Annotated in this window: 13 protein-coding genes; 6 read left to right on the forward strand and 7 right to left on the reverse strand. The window is 68.4% G+C overall.

The features are described from left to right. Window positions 1-106: 106 nt before the first annotated feature. Complete coding sequence (locus tag BFE01S_RS14275; RefSeq protein WP_174464452.1) at window positions 107-1,618, forward strand: cobyric acid synthase; 1,512 nt, start codon at window positions 107-109, stop codon at window positions 1,616-1,618. A 13-nt stretch (window positions 1,619-1,631) separates the two neighbouring features. Here the strand turns inward: BFE01S_RS14275 and BFE01S_RS14280 are convergent, their stop codons facing one another. After that, window positions 1,632-2,051, reverse strand: a complete 420-nt coding sequence (locus tag BFE01S_RS14280; protein WP_028226102.1) for a PaaI family thioesterase — start codon at window positions 2,049-2,051, stop codon at window positions 1,632-1,634. Window positions 2,052-2,322: 271 nt separating this feature from the next. On the opposite strand from BFE01S_RS14280, the gene BFE01S_RS14285 reads away from it, so the two are divergent. Beyond that, window positions 2,323-2,949: a ParA family protein gene (locus BFE01S_RS14285; RefSeq protein WP_028226103.1), complete on the forward strand. Its 627-nt coding sequence runs from the start codon at window positions 2,323-2,325 to the stop codon at window positions 2,947-2,949. Between the two features lie 122 nt (window positions 2,950-3,071). On the opposite strand, the gene panD is transcribed toward BFE01S_RS14285, so the two are convergent. From panD to BFE01S_RS14305, 4 genes are all read right to left on the reverse strand, one after another. Continuing rightward, a complete protein-coding gene (gene panD / locus BFE01S_RS14290) occupies window positions 3,072-3,458 on the reverse strand; it encodes an aspartate 1-decarboxylase (protein ID WP_028226104.1) in 387 nt (128 codons plus the stop codon). Between the two features lie 131 nt (window positions 3,459-3,589). Beyond that, window positions 3,590-4,423: a pantoate--beta-alanine ligase gene (gene panC, locus BFE01S_RS14295; protein WP_028226105.1), complete on the reverse strand. Its 834-nt coding sequence runs from the start codon at window positions 4,421-4,423 to the stop codon at window positions 3,590-3,592. 302 nt (window positions 4,424-4,725) lie between these two features. Beyond that, window positions 4,726-5,628, reverse strand: a complete 903-nt coding sequence (locus BFE01S_RS14300; protein ID WP_028226106.1) for a segregation and condensation protein A — start codon at window positions 5,626-5,628, stop codon at window positions 4,726-4,728. Beyond that, entirely contained in the window at window positions 5,628-5,813 is a 186-nt protein-coding gene (locus BFE01S_RS14305; RefSeq protein WP_028226107.1) for a DUF3460 family protein, read from the reverse strand. Before BFE01S_RS14305 ends, BFE01S_RS14300 begins: the two co-directional genes overlap by 1 nt. A gap of 467 nt (window positions 5,814-6,280) precedes the next feature. Here BFE01S_RS14305 and BFE01S_RS14310 point away from each other — a divergent pair, with 467 nt between their 5' ends. Then, a complete protein-coding gene (locus tag BFE01S_RS14310) occupies window positions 6,281-8,089 on the forward strand; it encodes an autotransporter assembly complex protein TamA (RefSeq protein WP_156967019.1) in 1,809 nt (602 codons plus the stop codon). Beyond that, a complete protein-coding gene (locus BFE01S_RS14315) occupies window positions 8,089-12,369 on the forward strand; it encodes a translocation/assembly module TamB domain-containing protein (RefSeq protein ID WP_028226109.1) in 4,281 nt (1,426 codons plus the stop codon). The genes BFE01S_RS14310 and BFE01S_RS14315 overlap by 1 nt, the downstream gene beginning before the upstream one ends. A gap of 122 nt (window positions 12,370-12,491) precedes the next feature. Here the strand turns inward: BFE01S_RS14315 and metG are convergent, their stop codons facing one another. Further along, complete coding sequence (gene metG / locus BFE01S_RS14320) at window positions 12,492-14,654, reverse strand: methionine--tRNA ligase (RefSeq protein WP_028226110.1); 2,163 nt, start codon at window positions 14,652-14,654, stop codon at window positions 12,492-12,494. A gap of 375 nt (window positions 14,655-15,029) precedes the next feature. Then, complete coding sequence (locus BFE01S_RS14325) at window positions 15,030-15,683, reverse strand: OmpA family protein (RefSeq protein ID WP_028226111.1); 654 nt, start codon at window positions 15,681-15,683, stop codon at window positions 15,030-15,032. Window positions 15,684-15,958: 275 nt separating this feature from the next. Between BFE01S_RS14325 and apbC the strand changes: the two genes are divergently transcribed. Beyond that, window positions 15,959-17,047, forward strand: a complete 1,089-nt coding sequence (gene apbC, locus BFE01S_RS14330; protein WP_028226112.1) for an iron-sulfur cluster carrier protein ApbC — start codon at window positions 15,959-15,961, stop codon at window positions 17,045-17,047. Window positions 17,048-17,208: 161 nt separating this feature from the next. After that, entirely contained in the window at window positions 17,209-17,748 is a 540-nt protein-coding gene (locus tag BFE01S_RS14335) for a superoxide dismutase family protein (RefSeq protein WP_028226113.1), read from the forward strand. Window positions 17,749-17,851: the final 103 nt, after the last annotated feature.

Genomic DNA, 17,851 nt, shown 5'->3' on the forward strand with positions numbered 1-17,851 from the left:
CCGGCATGTGCCTGCGCGGCTGCGGCGCGATGGGATAATGCCCGCCTGTTCGCAGGCGATAGTCCTTTCCCGCGATTTCACCCCCATTGACCCGATAACCGCAGCCATGACCGCACCGATTCCCGCCGTGCCGCGCGGCACGCTGATGATCCAGGGCACCACCTCCGACGCGGGCAAGAGCACGCTCGTCGCGGGCCTGTGCCGGCTCGCGCGCCGCGCGGGCGCGCGCGTGGCGCCGTTCAAGCCGCAGAACATGGCGCTCAACAGCGCGGTGACGGTGGACGGCGGCGAGATCGGGCGCGCCCAGGCGCTGCAGGCGCTTGCCGCGGGCATCGCGCCGCACACGGATCTCAACCCCGTGCTGCTCAAGCCGAACAGCGACCTCGGCTCGCAGGTCATCATCCACGGCAAGGCGCGCATGAACCTCGATGCGCGCGCGTACCAGGACTACAAGCCGCTCGCGCGCGAGGCCGTGCTGCAGTCGTACGCGCGGCTGCGCGCGCAGTACGACACCGTGTTCGTGGAAGGCGCGGGCAGTCCCGCCGAAGTGAACCTGCGCGCCAACGACATCGCGAACATGGGGTTTGCTCAGGCGGTGGACTGCCCGGTGCTGCTGGTGGCGGATATCGACCGCGGCGGCGTGTTCGCGCATCTGATCGGCACGCTCGCGTGTCTTTCGGAGAGCGAGCGTGCGCGCGTGAAGGGCTTCGTCATCAACCGCTTTCGCGGCGATCCCACGCTCCTCGCGCCGGGGCTCGAATGGCTCGAAGCGCAGACGGGCAAGCCCGTGCTGGGCGTCGTGCCGTATCTCCACGGTCTCATGCTCGACGCCGAGGACATGCTGCCCGGCGCCGCCCACACTCGCGCCGACGCTTCGGGCGCTTCGCTGCGCGTGGTGGTGCCGGTGCTGCCGCACATCAGCAACCACACCGATTTCGACGCGCTGCGCGCGCACCCGCAGGTCGAATTCAGCTACGTGCGCACCGGCCACGCGCCGCCGCCCGCCGATCTCGTGATCCTGCCGGGTTCGAAGAACGTGCGCGACGATCTCGCCTGGCTGCGCCAGCACGGCTGGGAGGAGGCGCTTGCGCGGCATCTGCGCTACGGCGGGCGCGTGATCGGCATCTGCGGCGGGATGCAGATGCTGGGCCGCGCGATTGCCGATCCGCATGGCGTGGAGGGCGCGCCGGGCGCCGTGGCGGGCCTCGGCTGGCTCGACTACGAAACGGAGCTTACGCGCGAAAAGACGCTGAAGAACGTGACGGGCACGCTGGCGCTGGCGGGCGAGGCCGCGCAGGTGAAGGGCTACGAAATCCACATGGGCGAGACGCGCGGACCGGCGCTCGACGCGGCAGCGCTGAGCCTCGATGGGGATGGGGGCGCGGCGCGGGGCACGCGGCCCGATGGTGCGCTGTCGGCCGACGGGCAGATTCTCGCCACCTACGTCCACGGCCTGTTCGACACCCCCGAGGCCTGCACCGCGCTGCTGCGCTGGGCGGGCCTCGCCGCCGCGCGCACGGTGGACTATCCGGCGTTGCGCGAGGCGTCGCTGGAGCGACTCGCCGACACGCTTGCCGCGAGCCTCGATCTGGACCGCGTGTTCGCCGCCATCGGTTAAGGTCTCGCCCGATTCAGTAAAGGATCATCTGCGTGCAGCGAAAGAGCGCGATGGTCTTGCCGTCGGGGCCGCTTACCGTGGCGTCCCAGATCTGCGTGCTGCGCCCGAGGTGCACCCCCGTCGCGACCGCCGTGAGCGTGCCTTCGCGCGCGGTGCCGAGAAAGTTGCTCTTGAGCTCGATGGTTGTGAAGTTCTTCGCGCCGGCCGGCAGATGGGCAAAGCAGGCATAGCCGCAAGCCGTGTCGGCGAGACCGATCACCGTGGCCGCGTGCAGGAAGCCGTTGGGCGCGAGCAGGTTGCTGCGCACGTCCAGTTCGGCGCGCAGCGTGCCTTGTTCGAGCGCCACCGCGCGAAAGCCGAGCAGTTCCGGCAGGCGGCCCTGCTGGCGCTCGTGCAGGGCGTCGATGGTGATTTCGGGGCGCAGCGTGCTCATGGGAAACGTTTCCTCGAAAAAGGGATCAATGGTAGAGGGCGTCCGCCCGGGGACTTCGGCGCCGCCGGATTTGCCGATATTATCGGACGGTTGGGCGGGCGCGCCGGCAGGATTCCTGCCGCGAGGCGGGCCTTGCCCGGTTCCGTGGTGCGGTGCATGCCGGAAAACGTCCGCATGAGCGCGCAAAAGCCCGGAAAACACGGTAAAACGCATCGGAACATATCGGCAATCCGGCTGGCCTGAAGCGCCAGCCTTCCTGACGGGAGTATTCATGACGGTAATCGTGGTGGCGAATCCCAAGGGCGGCGTCGGCAAGAGCACGCTGTCCACCAATCTGGCCGGCTACTTTGCCGCGCAGGGCGAGTGGGTGGCGCTGGCCGACCTCGACCGGCAGCAGTCGGCCCACGCCTGGCTCGACCTGCGGCCCGCGGCGCTGTCCGGCATCGAAAGCTGGAACGTCGATCTGGACAACCCCCAGAAACCGCCCAAGGGACTCGAGCACGCAGTCATCGATACCCCGGCGGGCCTGCACGGCAACCGGCTCGCGACCATCCTGGCGCTGGCGGACAAGGTGATCGTGCCGCTGCAGCCCTCGATGTTCGACATCCTCGCCACCCAGGACTTCCTCGACCGCCTTGCGAAAGAGAAGGCCGTGCGCAAGGGCGCGATCGAGGTGGGGGTGGTGGGCATGCGGGTGGACGCGCGCACGCGTTCGGCGGAGCAGCTTCAGCGCTTCGTGGAGGGGCTGAACCTGCCGGTGCTGGGCTATTTGCGCGACACGCAGAACTACGTGCAACTGGCCGCGCACGGCCTCACGCTGTGGGATGTGGCGAAGAGCCGGGTGGAGAAGGATCTGGAGCAGTGGCAGTCGATCCTGGCGTGGATCGACCGCAAGTGACCGGCCGCGGAAGGTCCGCTGCGCGGCCGGCAGGCCGCAGGAAGTGAGCGGCAACTAACTGGAAAATAGCGCGCCGGCAGGGCGCCACGCGGTTACGCTCCGCGCGGCGCGGGGACGGGATCTCAGGTCCAGTTCTGGGTCGGCACGTGGTCGCGGCTGCCCTTGATGCGGTTGTTTTCGTCCACGAACACGAGATCGGGCTTCCAGCCCGCCTTCAGCTCCGCCTCGTCCACGTTCGCGAAGGCCGCGATGATCACGAGGTCGCCCAGCTGCGCGCGCCGTGCCGCCGAGCCGTTCAGCGAAATCATGCCGCTGCCGCGCTCGCCCTTGATCGCGTAGGTCGAGAAGCGCTCGCCATTGTTGATGTTCCAGATGTCGATGCGCTCGTTTTCGACGATGTTGGCCGCTTCGAGCAGATTTTCGTCGATGGCGCACGAACCCTCGTAGTGCAGTTCGCAGTGCGTCACGGCGGCGCGGTGGATCTTCGACTTCAGCATGTGGCGTTGCATGGTGCATCTCCTCTTGCGTCTTGCGGGCGGGGTGCGGCGCGCCCGCAAGTCAGGCTGGGGCGGCCGGCACGGGCGCCCGGTGAACGGGGGAAACCCGGGAGAAACCCGGGAGAAACCGGGAAAGCGGCGGGTCAGATTTCGAGATTGTCGATCAGGCGCGTGGCGCCCAGCTTCGCGGCGGCGAGCACGACGAGCGGGGCCTCGGCGTCCTGCGCCGTGGGCGCCAGCAGGTCGGCGCGCTTGCGGATGGCGATGTAGTCGGGCTTCCAGCCGCGCGCGGCCAGCGTGGCCATGGCGTCGAGTTCGAGTTGCGGGAAGTCGCGGCGGCCCGACAGCACCGATTCACGGATCGCGCGCAGCACGCCCGCGAGCTGCGGCGCTTCGGCGCGCTCGGTGGGCGTGAGGTAGCGGTTGCGCGAGCTGAGCGCGAGGCCGTCGGCGTCGCGCACGGTTTCGGCAGCGATGATCTCGGTCGGCAGCGCGAACTGCTGGCACATCGCGCGCACGATCATGAGCTGCTGGTAGTCCTTCTTGCCGAATACGGCCACACGCGGCTGCACGCACGACATCAGCTTCATCACGACCGTGCACACGCCTTCGAAGAAGCCGGGGCGGAACTCGCCTTCGAGAATGTCGCCCAGGTTGTGCGGCGGGTGCACGCGGTACTCCTGCGGCTGCGGGTACATGTCGGCCTCGGTGGGCGCGAACAGCACGTACACGTTCTCCTTCTGCAGCTTCTCGATGTCGTCCTGGAGCGTGCGCGGGTACTTGTCGAAGTCCTCGTTCGGGCCGAACTGCAGCCGGTTGACGAAGATGCTCGCCACCACCGGGTCGCCGTACTGGCGCGCAAGCCGCATCAGCGAGAGATGGCCTTCGTGCAGGTTGCCCATGGTCGGTACGAACGCGGTGCGGTTCTGGCCGCGCAACTGGTCGCGCAGTTCGTGAATCGAGCTGATGACTTTCATGATCGGATGCGTTATGCCTCGCGCGGGGCAAGACGGGGTTGCAGCCACCGGCGGCCGCGTGCGGCGGGCCGGTTACGGAGTGCCGTCGTTCGGGCGGCGCAGGCCCGTCCCGTCCGGGCTGAGTCCGGGCAGGGGCAGGCGCGGGCGATTGTAGAGGATTTGGACGCGCAACGCAGCCGCTGCGGAAGGGGGGCTTTCCCGCAGGCCGCGCGCAGCGGGGCGCCGAAATCGGGGCCATGACGGCGGGCGGGGCGGTTCGAGCGCCGGTTGCGGCGCGGATTCAGACGCCGGTCCGGCGTGCTTCAGGCCGGCAGATAGGCGAGCCGGACGTAGATGGGCGCGAACGGTTCGGCCTGGGTGATCTCGATGAGCGATTCGCGCGAGAGTTCGAGCATGGCGATGAAGTTCACGACCACGACCGGCACGCCGCGCGTGACGTCGAACAGTTCCGAGAACTCCATGAAGCGCGCGTTCTGCAGCTTGCGCAGGATCACGCTCATGTGTTCGCGCACGGAAAGCTCCTCGCGCGAGATCTTGTGATGCTGCACGAGCTTCGCGCGCTTGATGACGTCGGCCCACGCGGCGCGCAGGTCGTTGCTGTCCACGTCGGGAAAGCGCGGCGTGATGCTCTGCTCGATGTACACCTCGGCGCGCATGAAGTCGCGCCCGAGCTGCGGCAACTGGTCGAGGCGCTGGGCGGCGAGCTTCATCTGCTCGTATTCCAGCAGGCGGCGCACCAGTTCGGCGCGCGGGTCCTCGGCTTCCTCGCCCGTATCCGCCTTCTTCACCGGCAGCAGCATGCGCGACTTGATCTCGATGAGCATCGCGGCCATCAGCAGGTACTCGGACGCGAGCTCCAGATTGGTCTTGCGCAACTGCTCGACGTAGCCGAGGTACTGGGCCGTGACCTCCGCCATCGGAATGTCGAGCACGTTGAAGTTCTGCTTGCGGATCAGGTAGAGCAGCAGGTCCAGCGGGCCTTCGAAGGTTTCGAGGAAGACTTCGAGCGCATCGGGCGGGATGTACAGGTCCTGCGGCAGCTTGAAGAGCGGCTCGCCGTACAGGCGCGCAAACGCGACGCCATCGACCGTGTCGGGCGTCGAGTCGGTTGCGGGGGCGGTCAGCGCGTCGTTGTCCGCACTGGCCGGCGCGGGGGCCGCGCCGTGGTGCGCCTCGGGCGCGCCGGCCCCGTCGGCCTCGGCCATCAGAAGTTCTGGTAGTAGACGTAGGACGTCTGCTTGACGCGCGAGGCCTGCTGGCGCTCGCGTTCGTCGAGATCGACCGGCTGCTTGTCCCACAGGAGCGAGCGGCCCTTGCGCTGCTGCTCCTCGAGCTGCGGCTTCTGCTGCTTGAGCTGGTTGATGAACTGCGTGATGTCCGACTGATACATGGCTGACGTCCGTCAAAAATGGCGGGCCGCTCGGGGGCGGGACCGCCGCTGTTCTTGTGTCGCCGGCAATTTTACCGCAAGCGCACCGTGGGGAACATCCGCGCAGGCGGCGCGTCGAAAGGGCCGCTGCGGCCGCCGGCCAGCGTTGCTGGCCAGGTTGTTCTCCGGGCTGCCGTCCCGGTGGTCATCCCGGTTGTCATCCGGGCAACCATCGGGGTGGCTATCCGGGGTAACCATCCGGGCAGCCATCGGGGCCAGGGTCCGGGCCGCCGTCCGGGCTCCGGACACGCCGTCAGAGGAGGCACGTGCTGGGGAAATCCCCCGCCGATATGTTCAAATAACGCGTTTGCGCCCCGGCGTCGTTCCCGGCGGCATTCCGCGGCAACCCGATTCGCGAAGGCTGGAGGTTTTGTTTGGCAGGAAGGGTGATCGAAGCATGGCGCGCTTGGCGGCGTCCCTCACATCCCTTGAGGGCCGTGCGGCACGCGCACGCCGTGCGCGGCGCCGGCTGGTGCGCCGCGGGCCTGCTCGCCGCCGTCCTGCTGCCGGCCGCGCCCGCCCGGGCCGCGCTCTCCGACCTGCTGCCCTGGTCGCACAAGCCCACCGTCTATGACGTGCAGATCGACGCCACGCCGCGCGAGCTGAAGAAGCTGCTGGAGGCGCACCTCGACATCGCGCGCTTTTCCACCCGCAAAGACGTGAGCGACGACCAGTTCGGCTTTCTCGTCACCGCCACGCCCCAGCAGGTACGCGATCTCGCCTCGACCGACGGCTATTTTTCGCCCGTCGTGCGCACCGACGTGCGCACCGTGAACGGCAAGCGCACGGTGCGCGTGAGCGTGGACCCGGGGCCGCGCACCACCATCTCCTCGGTCGATCTGACTTTCCGCGGCCCGGTTCTCACCGAGGACAGGAAGCAGGAGAACGCCGCGCGCTTCGCATTCTCGCTGCACGACGGCGACGCCTTCACGCAGTCGGGCTGGAGCGACGCCAAGAACGCGGCGCTCAAGACGCTGCAGTCGCGGCGCTATCTCGGGGCGAAGATCGTGCAATCCGAGGCGCGCGTCGATCCGCTCAGGCACGACGCGAAGCTTTCCGTAACATTCGACAGCGGGCCGACCTTCACGATGGGCGCGCTCGACGTTTCGGGCCCGCGGCGCTATCCGGAATCCATCGTGACGGACGTGAATCCCATCAGGCCGGGGGAGATCTACGACGTCAACCGCGTGACGGAGCTGCAGCGCCAGTTGCAGAACACGCCGTACTACGCGAGCGTGGCGATCGACGTGGACGACAACACCCAGAAGCCGCTCGAAACGCCGCTGCACGTGAAGGTGAGCGAGTACCCGTACAACAGTTTTCGCGGCGGCGTGGGCTACTCCACCGATACCGGCCCGCACGTGCAGGGCTCGTACACCTATCTCGACACCTTCGGCGCGGCGTGGCCGCTCCAGGTGCAGGGGCGGCTCGACCAGATCCAGCAGTACGGCCAGATCCAGCTTTCGATGCCGCCGGGCCCGCGCGCCTGGACCAACAGCGCGCTCATCTCGTACACGACCACCGACGTGTCCGACACGCGCATCTACAGCGTGCGCGGCGGGGTGCAGCGCACGCGCACGTCGCAGAACTACGACTACTCCTACTCGCTCTTCTACTACCAGGACCGTCTCGACCAGAACTCGGGGCCGCCCTCCGTCGCCCGCGCGCTGGTGCCGCAATGGTCCTGGACGCGCCGCGACGTCGACGATCCGCTGTTCCCGCGCTCGGGCAACCTCGTTCACGTCGAGGCGGGCTTCGCCGTGAAAAACGCGCTCGCCGACGCCACCTTCGTGCGCGGCTACATGCGCGGCCAGCAATACCTGCCGATCGGCCGCGACGACCTCGTGCTCTTTCGCGCGGAGATGGGCGGCGTGTTCACGGGTTCGAGTTCGAGCAACGTGCCGGCTTCGCTGCTCTTTCGCGCCGGCGGCTCGAACTCGGTGCGCGGCTACGCCTTCGACAGCATCGGCAACGACGTCGATGGTTCGATCCTGCCGACCAAATATCTCGTGACCGGATCGGCCGAGTACCAGCACTGGTTCAACCGCGACTGGGGCGCGGCCACGTTCTTCGACGTGGGCACGGCCACCGACACCTGGGGCGAGAAGATCTTCTATCCGGGCGCGGGTTTCGGGGCGCGCTGGCGCAGCCCCGTGGGCCCGGTCAACATCGACGTGGCGTACGGCTTTCGCACGCGCAGCGTGCGGCCCTATCTGACGCTCGGGATCGCCTTCTGATGACGACGCCCGCCCTGCCGCCCACGTCGCCCGCGCCACGGGTCCCGCCGGGGGAGTCACGCACGCCGCCTCCGCCGATGCCGCCCGGGCCAACCGAGCCACACGAGCCGCCGCCCGGGCCGCCCGAGCCTCCGAAGCGCCGCCCGCGCCGCCTCTGGAAGGCGCTCGCCTGGGCGATTGCCGTGCCGGTGCTGATCGTCGCGCTGGTGGCGGGACTCCTCTACGGCGCGGTGACGACCGAGCGCGGCACGGCCTGCGCGTGGCGCGCCGCCGTGAAGCTGCTCGGCGGGCAACTGGGCGGCACGCTCGAAGGCGGCACGATTGCCACGGGCGTGCGTCTGCGCGACGTGAGCTGGCGCGGCGCCGACGGCACGAGGATCGCCGTGGACCGGGCGAGCGGCCAGTGGCTGCTCACGGGCCGGCCCTGGCGCTTCGTGGTGAGCTACCTGCATATCGGCGACGTCGACGTGCGGATCGTGCCTTCGACGGAACCGTCGTCGCCCATGACGCTGCCCAGCGATCTGCAGTTGCCGCTCGCGCTCGAGATCCGCGACCTGCGCGTGGCGAAGCTCACGCTGCACGAAGGCGCTTCGACCACCGAACTTGCCGACTTCGCCTTTCACGGCCGCAGCGACGGACGCCATCACGAGGCGACCGTCGAGCAGCTCGATACGCCGTACGGCGCGGTGAGCGCCGAGGCGAAGCTCGACGGCGTGCGGCCGTTCGCGGTCTCCGGCGACTTCGGCTACTCGGGCAAGGTGAACGACGAGGCCGTGCAGGTGAACGGCCGCGTGGGCGGCTCGCTCGAAGCGCTGAGCGCCGATCTCGACGCGAGCGGGCTGAAGCTCGCCGGGCGCGCGCACGTGGAGGCGACGCCGTTTGCCGCCGTACCGCTCAAGCGCGCGACGCTCGCGTTCGATCATGTGAATCCGCAGGCGTTTGCGCCCGGCGCGCCGTTCGCCGACCTCGCGCTGCGCGCCGATTTGCAGCCTGTCGACGGCGCGGTCGCGGCGTTCGTGCCGCAGGGCGAGGCGTCGCCTGGCAAGGGAGCCGCTTCGGGCGCGGCGGCACCCGCGGCATCGGCTGCATCGGCTACATCGGCCGTCGTTACGCCGCAAGTCCACGCTCACGGCAAGCCCGCTGCCGCGGGGTTCGCCGTGGCAGGCAGCGTGTCGATCGTGAACGCGAAGCCGGGCGCCATCGACGCGCATCTGCTGCCGCTCATCGACGCCCATGCCGATGTCGTGCTCGACGCCCACATGCAGCGTCTTTCGAACCTGAACGTGCGGCTCGTGAAGAACGCGACCGTGACGGGCGGCGGGGCGATCAGCGGGCGCAACGGCCGTTTCGATCTCAAGGTGGCGGGCCTCGACCTCAATGCGATCGAGGCGAGCGTGCGTCCGACGCAACTGGCCGGTCCCGTCACGGTACGTCTTGCCGACGACGTGCAAAGCATCACGCTCGATCTCGCCGATCCGAAGGCCGCGCTGCGCGCGCAGGGCAAGGTGACGTTCGATCCGGCGCGCCTCTCCCTGAGCGACGTGCGCGTGAGTTCGGGCGCGGGGCATCTCGACCTCTCGGGCGAAATCAAGCACGACGCGAACTCCACCTACGCGCTGAAGGCCGCGTTGTCCAATTTCGATCCGCTCTCGCTGACTTCGCAGGGCCCGCCGCCGGCTCCGGCCAGGGCGGCTCCCGCGCGCGAGCCGGCGAAAGCGGCGAAAGCAGCGAAAGCAGTGAAAAGCGCCCCCCCGGCGCGCGCCGGCAGCAAACCGGCCGCTGCGCCGTCACGCCGTATCGAGGCGCGCGTGAACGGCACGTTGAGCGCGACCGGCATGCTCGCGCCCATGCTCACCACCAAGGCCGAATTCAAGCTCGGCCAGAGCGTGTACGACGACCTGCCGCTCACCGGGCAGGGCGTCGTCCAGCTCGCGGGCTCGCGCATTCTGCCGAGCCGCGCGAATCTCTCGGTGGCGGGCAACGAGGTCGATCTGCAAGGCAGCTTCGGGGCGAGCGGCGACCGTCTGCGCTTTACGGTGAACGCGCCGCAACTCGACCGGCTGGGCTTCGGCGTGGCGGGCCAGGTTGCCGCGAGCGGTGATCTCACGGGCAGCTTTGCGCATCCCGATGTCGCGCTCGACTACAAGGCGAGCGGCGTGGCATTCGGCGAGAACCGCATCGGCCACGCGGAGGGCCATGCCGAGGCGCGCGACGGTGCGAACGGCGCGCTCGCCTTCAGCGCCGACGCGAGCGATATCGCCGCGGCCGGCGTCGAGATCGCGACGCTCACGGCGCGCCTCTCGGGCACGCGCGCGAAGCACACGCTCACGGCCAGCGCGAAGGGCAAGGTGCAGGGCCAGGCGATCGACGTGGAACTGGCCGCGAACGGCGGCCTCTCCGACACGCGCGACGGCTCGCGCTGGGACGGCACGATCACGCAGTTGCAGAACCGCGGCTCGCCCGACGTGAACCTCGAAGCGCCGCTCGCGGTCAGCGCGGGCGCGGGCAAGGTGACGCTCGGCGCCACGCGTCTCGCGATGCTGGGGGCCGTGCTCGATCTCAAATCCTTCGATCTCGACCACGGCCGCATCCGTTCGGCAGGCTCGATCACCGACGTTTCGGTGGCGCGCATCCTGCAGCTTCAGCAGCAGATCACGGGCAAGCCCTCCACGCTCAAGACCGACCTGATCTTCGACGGCAACTGGGACTTCGCGCTCGGCCAGAGCGCCACGGGCTACGTTCAGCTCAAGCGCCGCTCGGGCGACATCACGGCCGAGATCGGGCGCGGCCTCGCCTCGCTCGGCATTTCGGACATCCATGCGCGCGCGGCGTTCAGCGGCGGCAACCGGCTCGACGTGACGGCGCACGCGCAGGCCAGCCGCATCGGCGTGCTCGATGTCGATGCGAACGCCGCGCTCGCGCCGGAGAACGGAATTCTTACGTTATCCGAAGGATCGGCGCTGGGCGGCACGATCAAGGCGAACGTGCCCTCGCTCAAGACCACGGGCGGCCTGTTCGGCCCGAACTACGTGCTCGACGGGCACATTGCGCTGCAACTCGCGCTGGGCGGCACGCTCGCGAAGCCGAACGTCTCGGGCTCGCTGATCGGCGACGGGCTTTCCGCCACGCTCGTCGATCAGGGCATCCAGTTGAAGGACGGCGTGGTCCGCGTGATGCTCTCGCAGAACCTCGTGGACTTCCAGCAGGTGGAGTTCCACGGCGCGAGCGGCACGCTGCGCGCCACGGGCCGTGTGGCGCTCGACCACGACGAGCCCGACCTCACGGCCAGCATCGTGGCCGACAAGCTCGAACTCTTCGCGGCGCCCGACCGGCAGCTCTCGCTGTCGGGCAGCGCGAGCGTGGCGAACGACGGGCATCTGGGCGGCATGCAGATCAACGGCAAGTTCACGGTCGATCACGCGCTCTTCGACCTGCCCGAATCGGCCGCGCCCGAACTCGGCGACGACGTGGTGATCGTGCGCCCGGACGGCACGACGCGCGGCGGCACGCCGTCGCTCGACGAGCAGGCGTCGCGGGCTTCCACCCGGCCGGCGCCGCGCTTTGCGCCGCGCGCGAACATCGACATCGACCTGGGCCGCAACTTCCGCTTCCGCGGCCAGGGCGCCGATCTGGGGCTCGCCGGCACCATCACGGCGACGAGTGCGCCCGACCTGCCGCTGCGCGCGGTGGGCAACGTGCGCGTGACGGAAGGGTCGTCGTACACGGCCTTCGGCCGCAAGCTCAATATCGAGAACGGCTTCTTCACGTTCAACGGGCCGGTGGGCAACCCGGGCATCAACATTCTCGCGATGCGGCGCAACCAGGAGGTCGAGGCGGGCGTGCAGGTGACGGGCACGGTGCAGGCGCCCGTGGCGAAGCTCGTTTCGGAGCCCAACGTGCCCGACAACGAAAAGCTCTCGTGGCTGCTGTTCGGCCACGGCACCGATCAGGGCAACAACCTCGGCCAGCAGAACGCGATGACGACGGCGCTCGCGCTGCTCGGCAGCGCGAGCGGCAAGCGCATCGCGCAGTCGGTTGGGCTCGACGAATTCACCATTGGCCGCAGCGAAGTGGGCCTCACGGACCCGCAGGTGGTGATGCTCTCGAAGGCGATCAACGAACGGCTCGTGATCGGCTACGAGCAGGGGCTGCAGTCGGCCTCGAACGCGATCAAGGCCACCATCAATCTCTCGCGCTACTGGTCGGTGGTGGGTTACGGCGGCACTTTCTACGGCGTGGACATCTCCTATACGCGGCGCTTCGACCGCTTCCGCTGGTAGCGGGTGCACGGTTTTTTCGGCGATAAAAAAAGCACGCCCGGGGGCGTGCTTCTCTTTGTGCTCAGGTGCGTTTTTGCGTGCCGTTGCCCCGCCGCGGGAGCGTGCGGGGCCTTGCGCGTGACTTACCGCACCCGCATCCCAGGCTTCGCGCCGCTGTGCGGTTCGAGGATGTAGAGGCCCGGTTCGGCCTTCTCGTCGGCGGACGAGGCCGCGAGCACCATGCCTTCGGACATGCCGAACTTCATCTTGCGCGGCGCGAGGTTCGCGACCATCACCGTGAGCTTGCCCTTGAGGTCTTCCGGCTGGTACGCCGAGCGGATGCCCGAAAACACGTTGCGCGTGCGGCCTTCGCCCACGTCGAGCGTGAGTTGCAGCAGCTTGTCGGAGCCTTCCACGACGTTGCAATCGACGATCAGCGCCACGCGCAGGTCGATCTTCGCGAAGTCGTCGATCGAGATGACCTCGGGCGTTTGCGCTTCGGCCGGCTTTGCGTCCTTCTTTGCATCCTTCGCAGCGCCCGACTTCTTGTTCGCATCGGCCGCCGCGGCCGCCGGCGCTTCGGCGGCCTGCAGCGAATCGCGGTTGGCGGCGAGCAGCGCTTCGATCTGTTTGGGATCGACGCGCGTCATCAGGTGCTTGTACGCGTTGATGGGCGTTTGCGACGAGAGCGGCTTCGCGGCATCGGTCCACGTGAGCGGCGCGACGGCGAGGAAGCTTTCCACGCCTTCGGCGAGCGTCGGCAGCACGGGCTTGAGCGCGAGCGACAGCAGGCGGAACGCTTCGAGGCTCACGCTGCAGGTCTCGTGCAGCGCCACGGCGTTGGCCGGGTCCTTCGCCTGCTCCCACGGCCTGGCCGTATCGACGTAGGCGTTCACGGCGTCGGCGAGCTCCATCGTCTGGCGCAGCGCGCGGCTGTACTCGCGCGCCTCGTAGTGCGCGGCGATGGGCGCAATCGCTTCGCGCAACTGCACGAGCAGCGGGTGCTGCATCGCGCTGTCCTGCACGCGGCCGTCGAAGCGCTTGATGAGGAAGCCCGCCGCGCGGCTCGCGATATTGATGTACTTGCCGACGAGGTCGCTGTTCACGCGCGCCTGGAAGTCCTCGAGGTTCAGGTCGAGGTCTTCCATCGTGCCGTTGAGCTTGGCCGCGAAGTAGTAGCGCAGCCACTCGGGATTCAGGCCGGTCGTGATGTAGCTTTGCGCGGTGATGAAGGTGCCGCGCGACTTGGACATCTTCGCGCCGTCCACGGTCAGAAAGCCGTGCGCGAACACGTTGGTCGGCGTGCGGTGGCCCGAGAACTCGAGCATGGCCGGCCAGAACAGCGTGTGGAAGTACAGGATGTCCTTGCCGATGAAGTGGTACTGCTCGGTCGTCGAGCCGGGCTTGATCCAGGCGTCGAAGTCGATGCCGCGCTTCTCGCACAGGTTCTTGAAGCTCGCGTAATAGCCCACCGGCGCGTCGAGCCACACGTAGAAGTACTTGCCGGGTGCGCCGGGAATCTCGAAGCCGAAATACGGCGCGTCGCGCGAGATGTCCCAGTCGGCAAGCTTCGATTCGCCCGCGTCGCCCAGCCACTCGCGCATCTTGTTGGTCGCTTCCGGCTGTGCGAGCCCGGCCACCCAGCCGCGCAGGAAGGTTTCGCAGCGCGGGTCGGAAAGGCGGAAGAAGTAGTGCGTCGAGGTCTTGCGGATGGGCGTCGCACCCGAGACCACCGAATACGGATTTTTCAGGTCGGTGGGCGCATAGGTCGAGCCGCATACTTCGCAGCTGTCGCCGTACTGGTCCTTCGCGCCGCACTTCGGGCACTCGCCCTTGATGAAGCGGTCCGGCAGGAACATGTTCTTGACCGGATCGTAGGCCTGCTCGATGTCGCGCGTCTCGATGAAGCCCGCTTCCTTGAGCGCCAGATAGACCGATTCGGAGAGCACGCGGTTCTCTTCGGAATCGGTCGAATAATAGTTGTCGAACGACACGCCGAAGCTGTCGAAGTCGCGCTTGTGCTCCTGCCAGACGCGCGCGATCAACTGCTGCGGCGTGAGACCTTCCATTTCGGCGCGCAGCATGACCGGCGTGCCGTGGGTGTCGTCGGCACCGACGTAATAGATCTCGTGGCCGTGCATTCGCAGCGTGCGAACCCAGATGTCCGTCTGGATGTACTCGACCAGATGGCCGATGTGGATCTGCCCGTTGGCATAGGGCAGGGCGGACGTGACGAGAATCTGGCGGCGGCCGCTGGCTGTGGCAGGCGCGCCGGCGGCACTGAGGTCGGTGGCGGGTGCTGACATATTGGGGGAGGTCCGGTGTTGCAAGGGGAAACTGCGATTCTAGCAGGGCCGCCGCGGCGCGCGGGCTGGGCCGGAAAGCGCTCCGGGAGCGGCGGGCCGGCGCGGGCGCATGCTGCACTGCACAAACGCGAGGCAAAAAAAACCGGGGCAGTACGTACGGCCCCGGAGCAACAACGACAAGAGGAGAATGGTGACGCGGCGGCAAGGCCAGCCACGTACCGTAAAGAGAGACAGCGGGATACGAAGAGAGTTCGAAAATTTTTTCGACTCTTTGCAGGGCCGCGATGCGTTGCGCTCGAAGCCCTGCCGGAACGGCCTTGCGGCCGTCCGTCCAGCGCTTTATTCCATGCTTCGTCCCGTCCGTCCCGCCTGTTCTCAGCCGCCCTGATGCTGTGCCGTCGCGCGCAGATAGATTTCCACGCGGCGGTTCGCGGCGCGGCCGGCTTCCGTGCTGTTGTCCGCGATCGGCTGGGTGTCGCCGCGGCCGTCGGCCGACAGGCGCTGACCCGCCACGCCGCGCTGCATCAGATAGTTGGCCACGCTCTGTGCGCGGTTGACCGAGAGGGTCTGGTTATACGCGGGCTGGCCCGTGCTGTCGGTATGCCCCACCACCTGGGCGACGACTTCCGGGTTCTGCTGCAGCGTCTGCGCCACCTGGTCGAGCACCGGCGCGAACGACGGCTTGATCGCGTAGCTGTTGGTGTCGAACGTCACGTTGCTCGGGATGTTGAGCTTGAGCGAGCCGTCCGGCTGCTCGGTGATCTGCGTGCCTGTGCCCTTGGTCGCGCCCGTGAGCTTGTTGTGGATCGCGGTCCAGTTGTAGCCGGCCACGCCGCCGACCAGCGCGCCGGCGCCGGCGCCGATCGCCGCGCCCTTGCCGCCGCCGAAGATCGCACCGATCGCCGCGCCCGTGCCGGCGCCGATGCCGGTGCCGACGGCCGTGTTGGTGCCCTGCTGCGTGGCGCAGCCGGCGACGAGCGCGCCGGCGATGGCGAAGACGGACAGGCGAGTCATGATTCTTGTGTTCATTTTCTTTCCTCTCTGGAATGGAACAGGGTGGCTGCTGCGGCGTGCCCGGAGGTCCCGACGGGAGTCAGGGTCTTCGGGCGCCCCGCGGCAGCAGCTACTACAATGACGGCTTGAAGACTGCGTTTGCGAGGCGCGGCAGCCGAAGCGTTGTCCGCTGCACGCGAAGGGTGCCTCGCCGCCGTGAAATCTGCAATGCAGCTTAACAATTTCTTTCGTTTTCCGGCGCCAGCGCGATCATTTTGCGGCTGGGCGCCGGCGTTCCCCACGGAGTTTCAATGAGCATAGATCGGGCTTTGGTCGATGCCGCGCTCGCGGCCCTCACGGATCCCAACACGGGCCGGCCTTACGCGGCGGGCAAGGGCGTGCGCAATGTCACGCTCGAGGGCGAGACGGTGGGCGTCGAAGTCGTGCTCGGCTATCCGGCGAAGAGCCAGTTCGATGCCGTTCGCGCCCAGTTCGAGGCCGCGCTGGCCGCCGTGCCCGGCGTGAAGTCGAGCCGCGTGGCCGTAAAGAGCGAGATCGTCGCCCATACGGTGCAGCGCGGCGTGAAGCTGCTGCCGAACGTGAAGAACATCGTCGCCGTCGCGTCGGGCAAGGGCGGCGTGGGCAAGAGCACGACGGCCGTGAACCTCGCGCTCGCGCTCGCCGCCGAAGGCGCCTCGGTGGGCGTGCTCGACGCCGACATCTACGGTCCCTCGCTGCCGATGATGCTCGGCATCGAAGGCCGCCCCGAGTCGCCCGACGGCCAGTCGATGAACCCGCTCGAAGGCCACGGCGTGCAGGCCAACTCGATCGGTTTCCTGATCGAGCAGGACAACCCCATGGTCTGGCGCGGCCCGATGGCCACCTCCGCGCTCGACCAGCTGCTGCGGCAGACGAACTGGCGCGAGCTCGACTATCTCATCGTCGATATGCCGCCCGGCACCGGCGACATCCAGCTCACGCTCTCGCAGCGCGTGCCCGTGACCGGGGCCGTGATCGTGACGACGCCGCAGGACATCGCGCTCCTCGATGCGAAGAAGGGCCTCAAGATGTTCGAGAAGGTGGGCATTCCGATTCTCGGCATCGTCGAGAATATGGCCGTGCACGTCTGCTCGAACTGCGGCCACGCCGAGCATATTTTCGGCGCCGGCGGCGGCGAGCGCATGGGCAAGGAGTACGGCGTCGAGGTGCTCGGCAGCCTGCCGCTCGACATCGCGATCCGCGAGCAGGCCGATTCGGGCCATCCGACCGTGGCGGCCGACCCCGGCGGCCGGATCGCCGAAACCTACCGCGCGATTGCCCGACGCGTGGCGATCCAGATCGCCGAGCGCGCGCGCGACATGACCTCGAAGTTTCCCAGCATCGTCGTGCAGAACACCTGAGCCCCCCGGCTTCGTTGCCGGTCGGGCCCGCGTGGCTGCTGTCGTGCCGCCATCGTGCGGCCCCGCACGCGCGCAGACGCGGAGGCGCGCGGTATGATGTGGGCTTCATCGGGTCCGGTTCGAAGGCTGCAGGGGCAGCCCCCGGCCGGCTAGAGGATCGAATGGGTAAAGGACACGACAGGCAAGCGGGGTATCCGTACGTCGTACTGGCAGTGGCTGCGTGCATGCTGCTCGGCGGCTGCACCAGTTTCATGGGGCAGCAGGACAAGCACGCGGCCGCGCAGCTGCTGCCCACGATGGGCGCTCAGGCGCGCGGCACGGTGTCGTTCGTCGAGCGCTCGGACGGCGTTCAGGTGAACTACAACCTCGTGGGCCTGCAGCCCGACAGCGATCACGCCTTGCAGGTGCACGAGCGCGGCGACTGCAACGCCGCCGATGCGTCGAGCGCGGGCGACGTTTTCGCGCCGGCCGCCGAGCGCCTGAAGAGCGGCGCCCGCGTGGAAGGCGATCTCGGCAACATTCACGCCGATTCGAACGGGGTGGCCACCGGCTTCATCGTCGCCCCCGATGTGTCGCTCGACGGCGTGCGCTCGGTGGTTCAGCGCGCGGTGCTGCTGCACCGCGACCCGATCGATCCCTATGCCTACCCGCAGCGCGGCACCGGCCCGGCGCTCGCCTGCGGCGTGATCCGCGCCCAGTGAGCCTGGACGGCGCGGGTTGCGCCGGTTGCACCGCCGTGCCGCCGCGCCGCCTCCAGGCGCGGGGGCGGCCGCCCCGGCAGAGGCCCCCGCGTACGCACTTTCC

This window comes from Paraburkholderia ferrariae NBRC 106233 (assembly GCF_000685035.1).
Lineage (GTDB): Bacteria > Pseudomonadota > Gammaproteobacteria > Burkholderiales > Burkholderiaceae > Paraburkholderia > Paraburkholderia ferrariae.

Coding starts and splice junctions, on each gene's coding strand:
- BFE01S_RS14275 (WP_174464452.1), top strand. CDS start 107: ATGACCGCACCGATTCCCGCCGTGCCGCGCGGCACGCTGATGATCCAG.
- BFE01S_RS14280 (WP_028226102.1), bottom strand. CDS start 2,051: ATGAGCACGCTGCGCCCCGAAATCACCATCGACGCCCTGCACGAGCGC.
- BFE01S_RS14285 (WP_028226103.1), top strand. CDS start 2,323: ATGACGGTAATCGTGGTGGCGAATCCCAAGGGCGGCGTCGGCAAGAGC.
- panD (WP_028226104.1), bottom strand. CDS start 3,458: ATGCAACGCCACATGCTGAAGTCGAAGATCCACCGCGCCGCCGTGACG.
- panC (WP_028226105.1), bottom strand. CDS start 4,423: ATGAAAGTCATCAGCTCGATTCACGAACTGCGCGACCAGTTGCGCGGC.
- BFE01S_RS14300 (WP_028226106.1), bottom strand. CDS start 5,628: ATGGCCGAGGCCGACGGGGCCGGCGCGCCCGAGGCGCACCACGGCGCG.
- BFE01S_RS14305 (WP_028226107.1), bottom strand. CDS start 5,813: ATGTATCAGTCGGACATCACGCAGTTCATCAACCAGCTCAAGCAGCAG.
- BFE01S_RS14315 (WP_028226109.1), top strand. CDS start 8,089: ATGACGACGCCCGCCCTGCCGCCCACGTCGCCCGCGCCACGGGTCCCG.
- metG (WP_028226110.1), bottom strand. CDS start 14,654: ATGTCAGCACCCGCCACCGACCTCAGTGCCGCCGGCGCGCCTGCCACA.
- BFE01S_RS14325 (WP_028226111.1), bottom strand. CDS start 15,683: ATGAACACAAGAATCATGACTCGCCTGTCCGTCTTCGCCATCGCCGGC.
- apbC (WP_028226112.1), top strand. CDS start 15,959: ATGAGCATAGATCGGGCTTTGGTCGATGCCGCGCTCGCGGCCCTCACG.
- BFE01S_RS14335 (WP_028226113.1), top strand. CDS start 17,209: ATGGGTAAAGGACACGACAGGCAAGCGGGGTATCCGTACGTCGTACTG.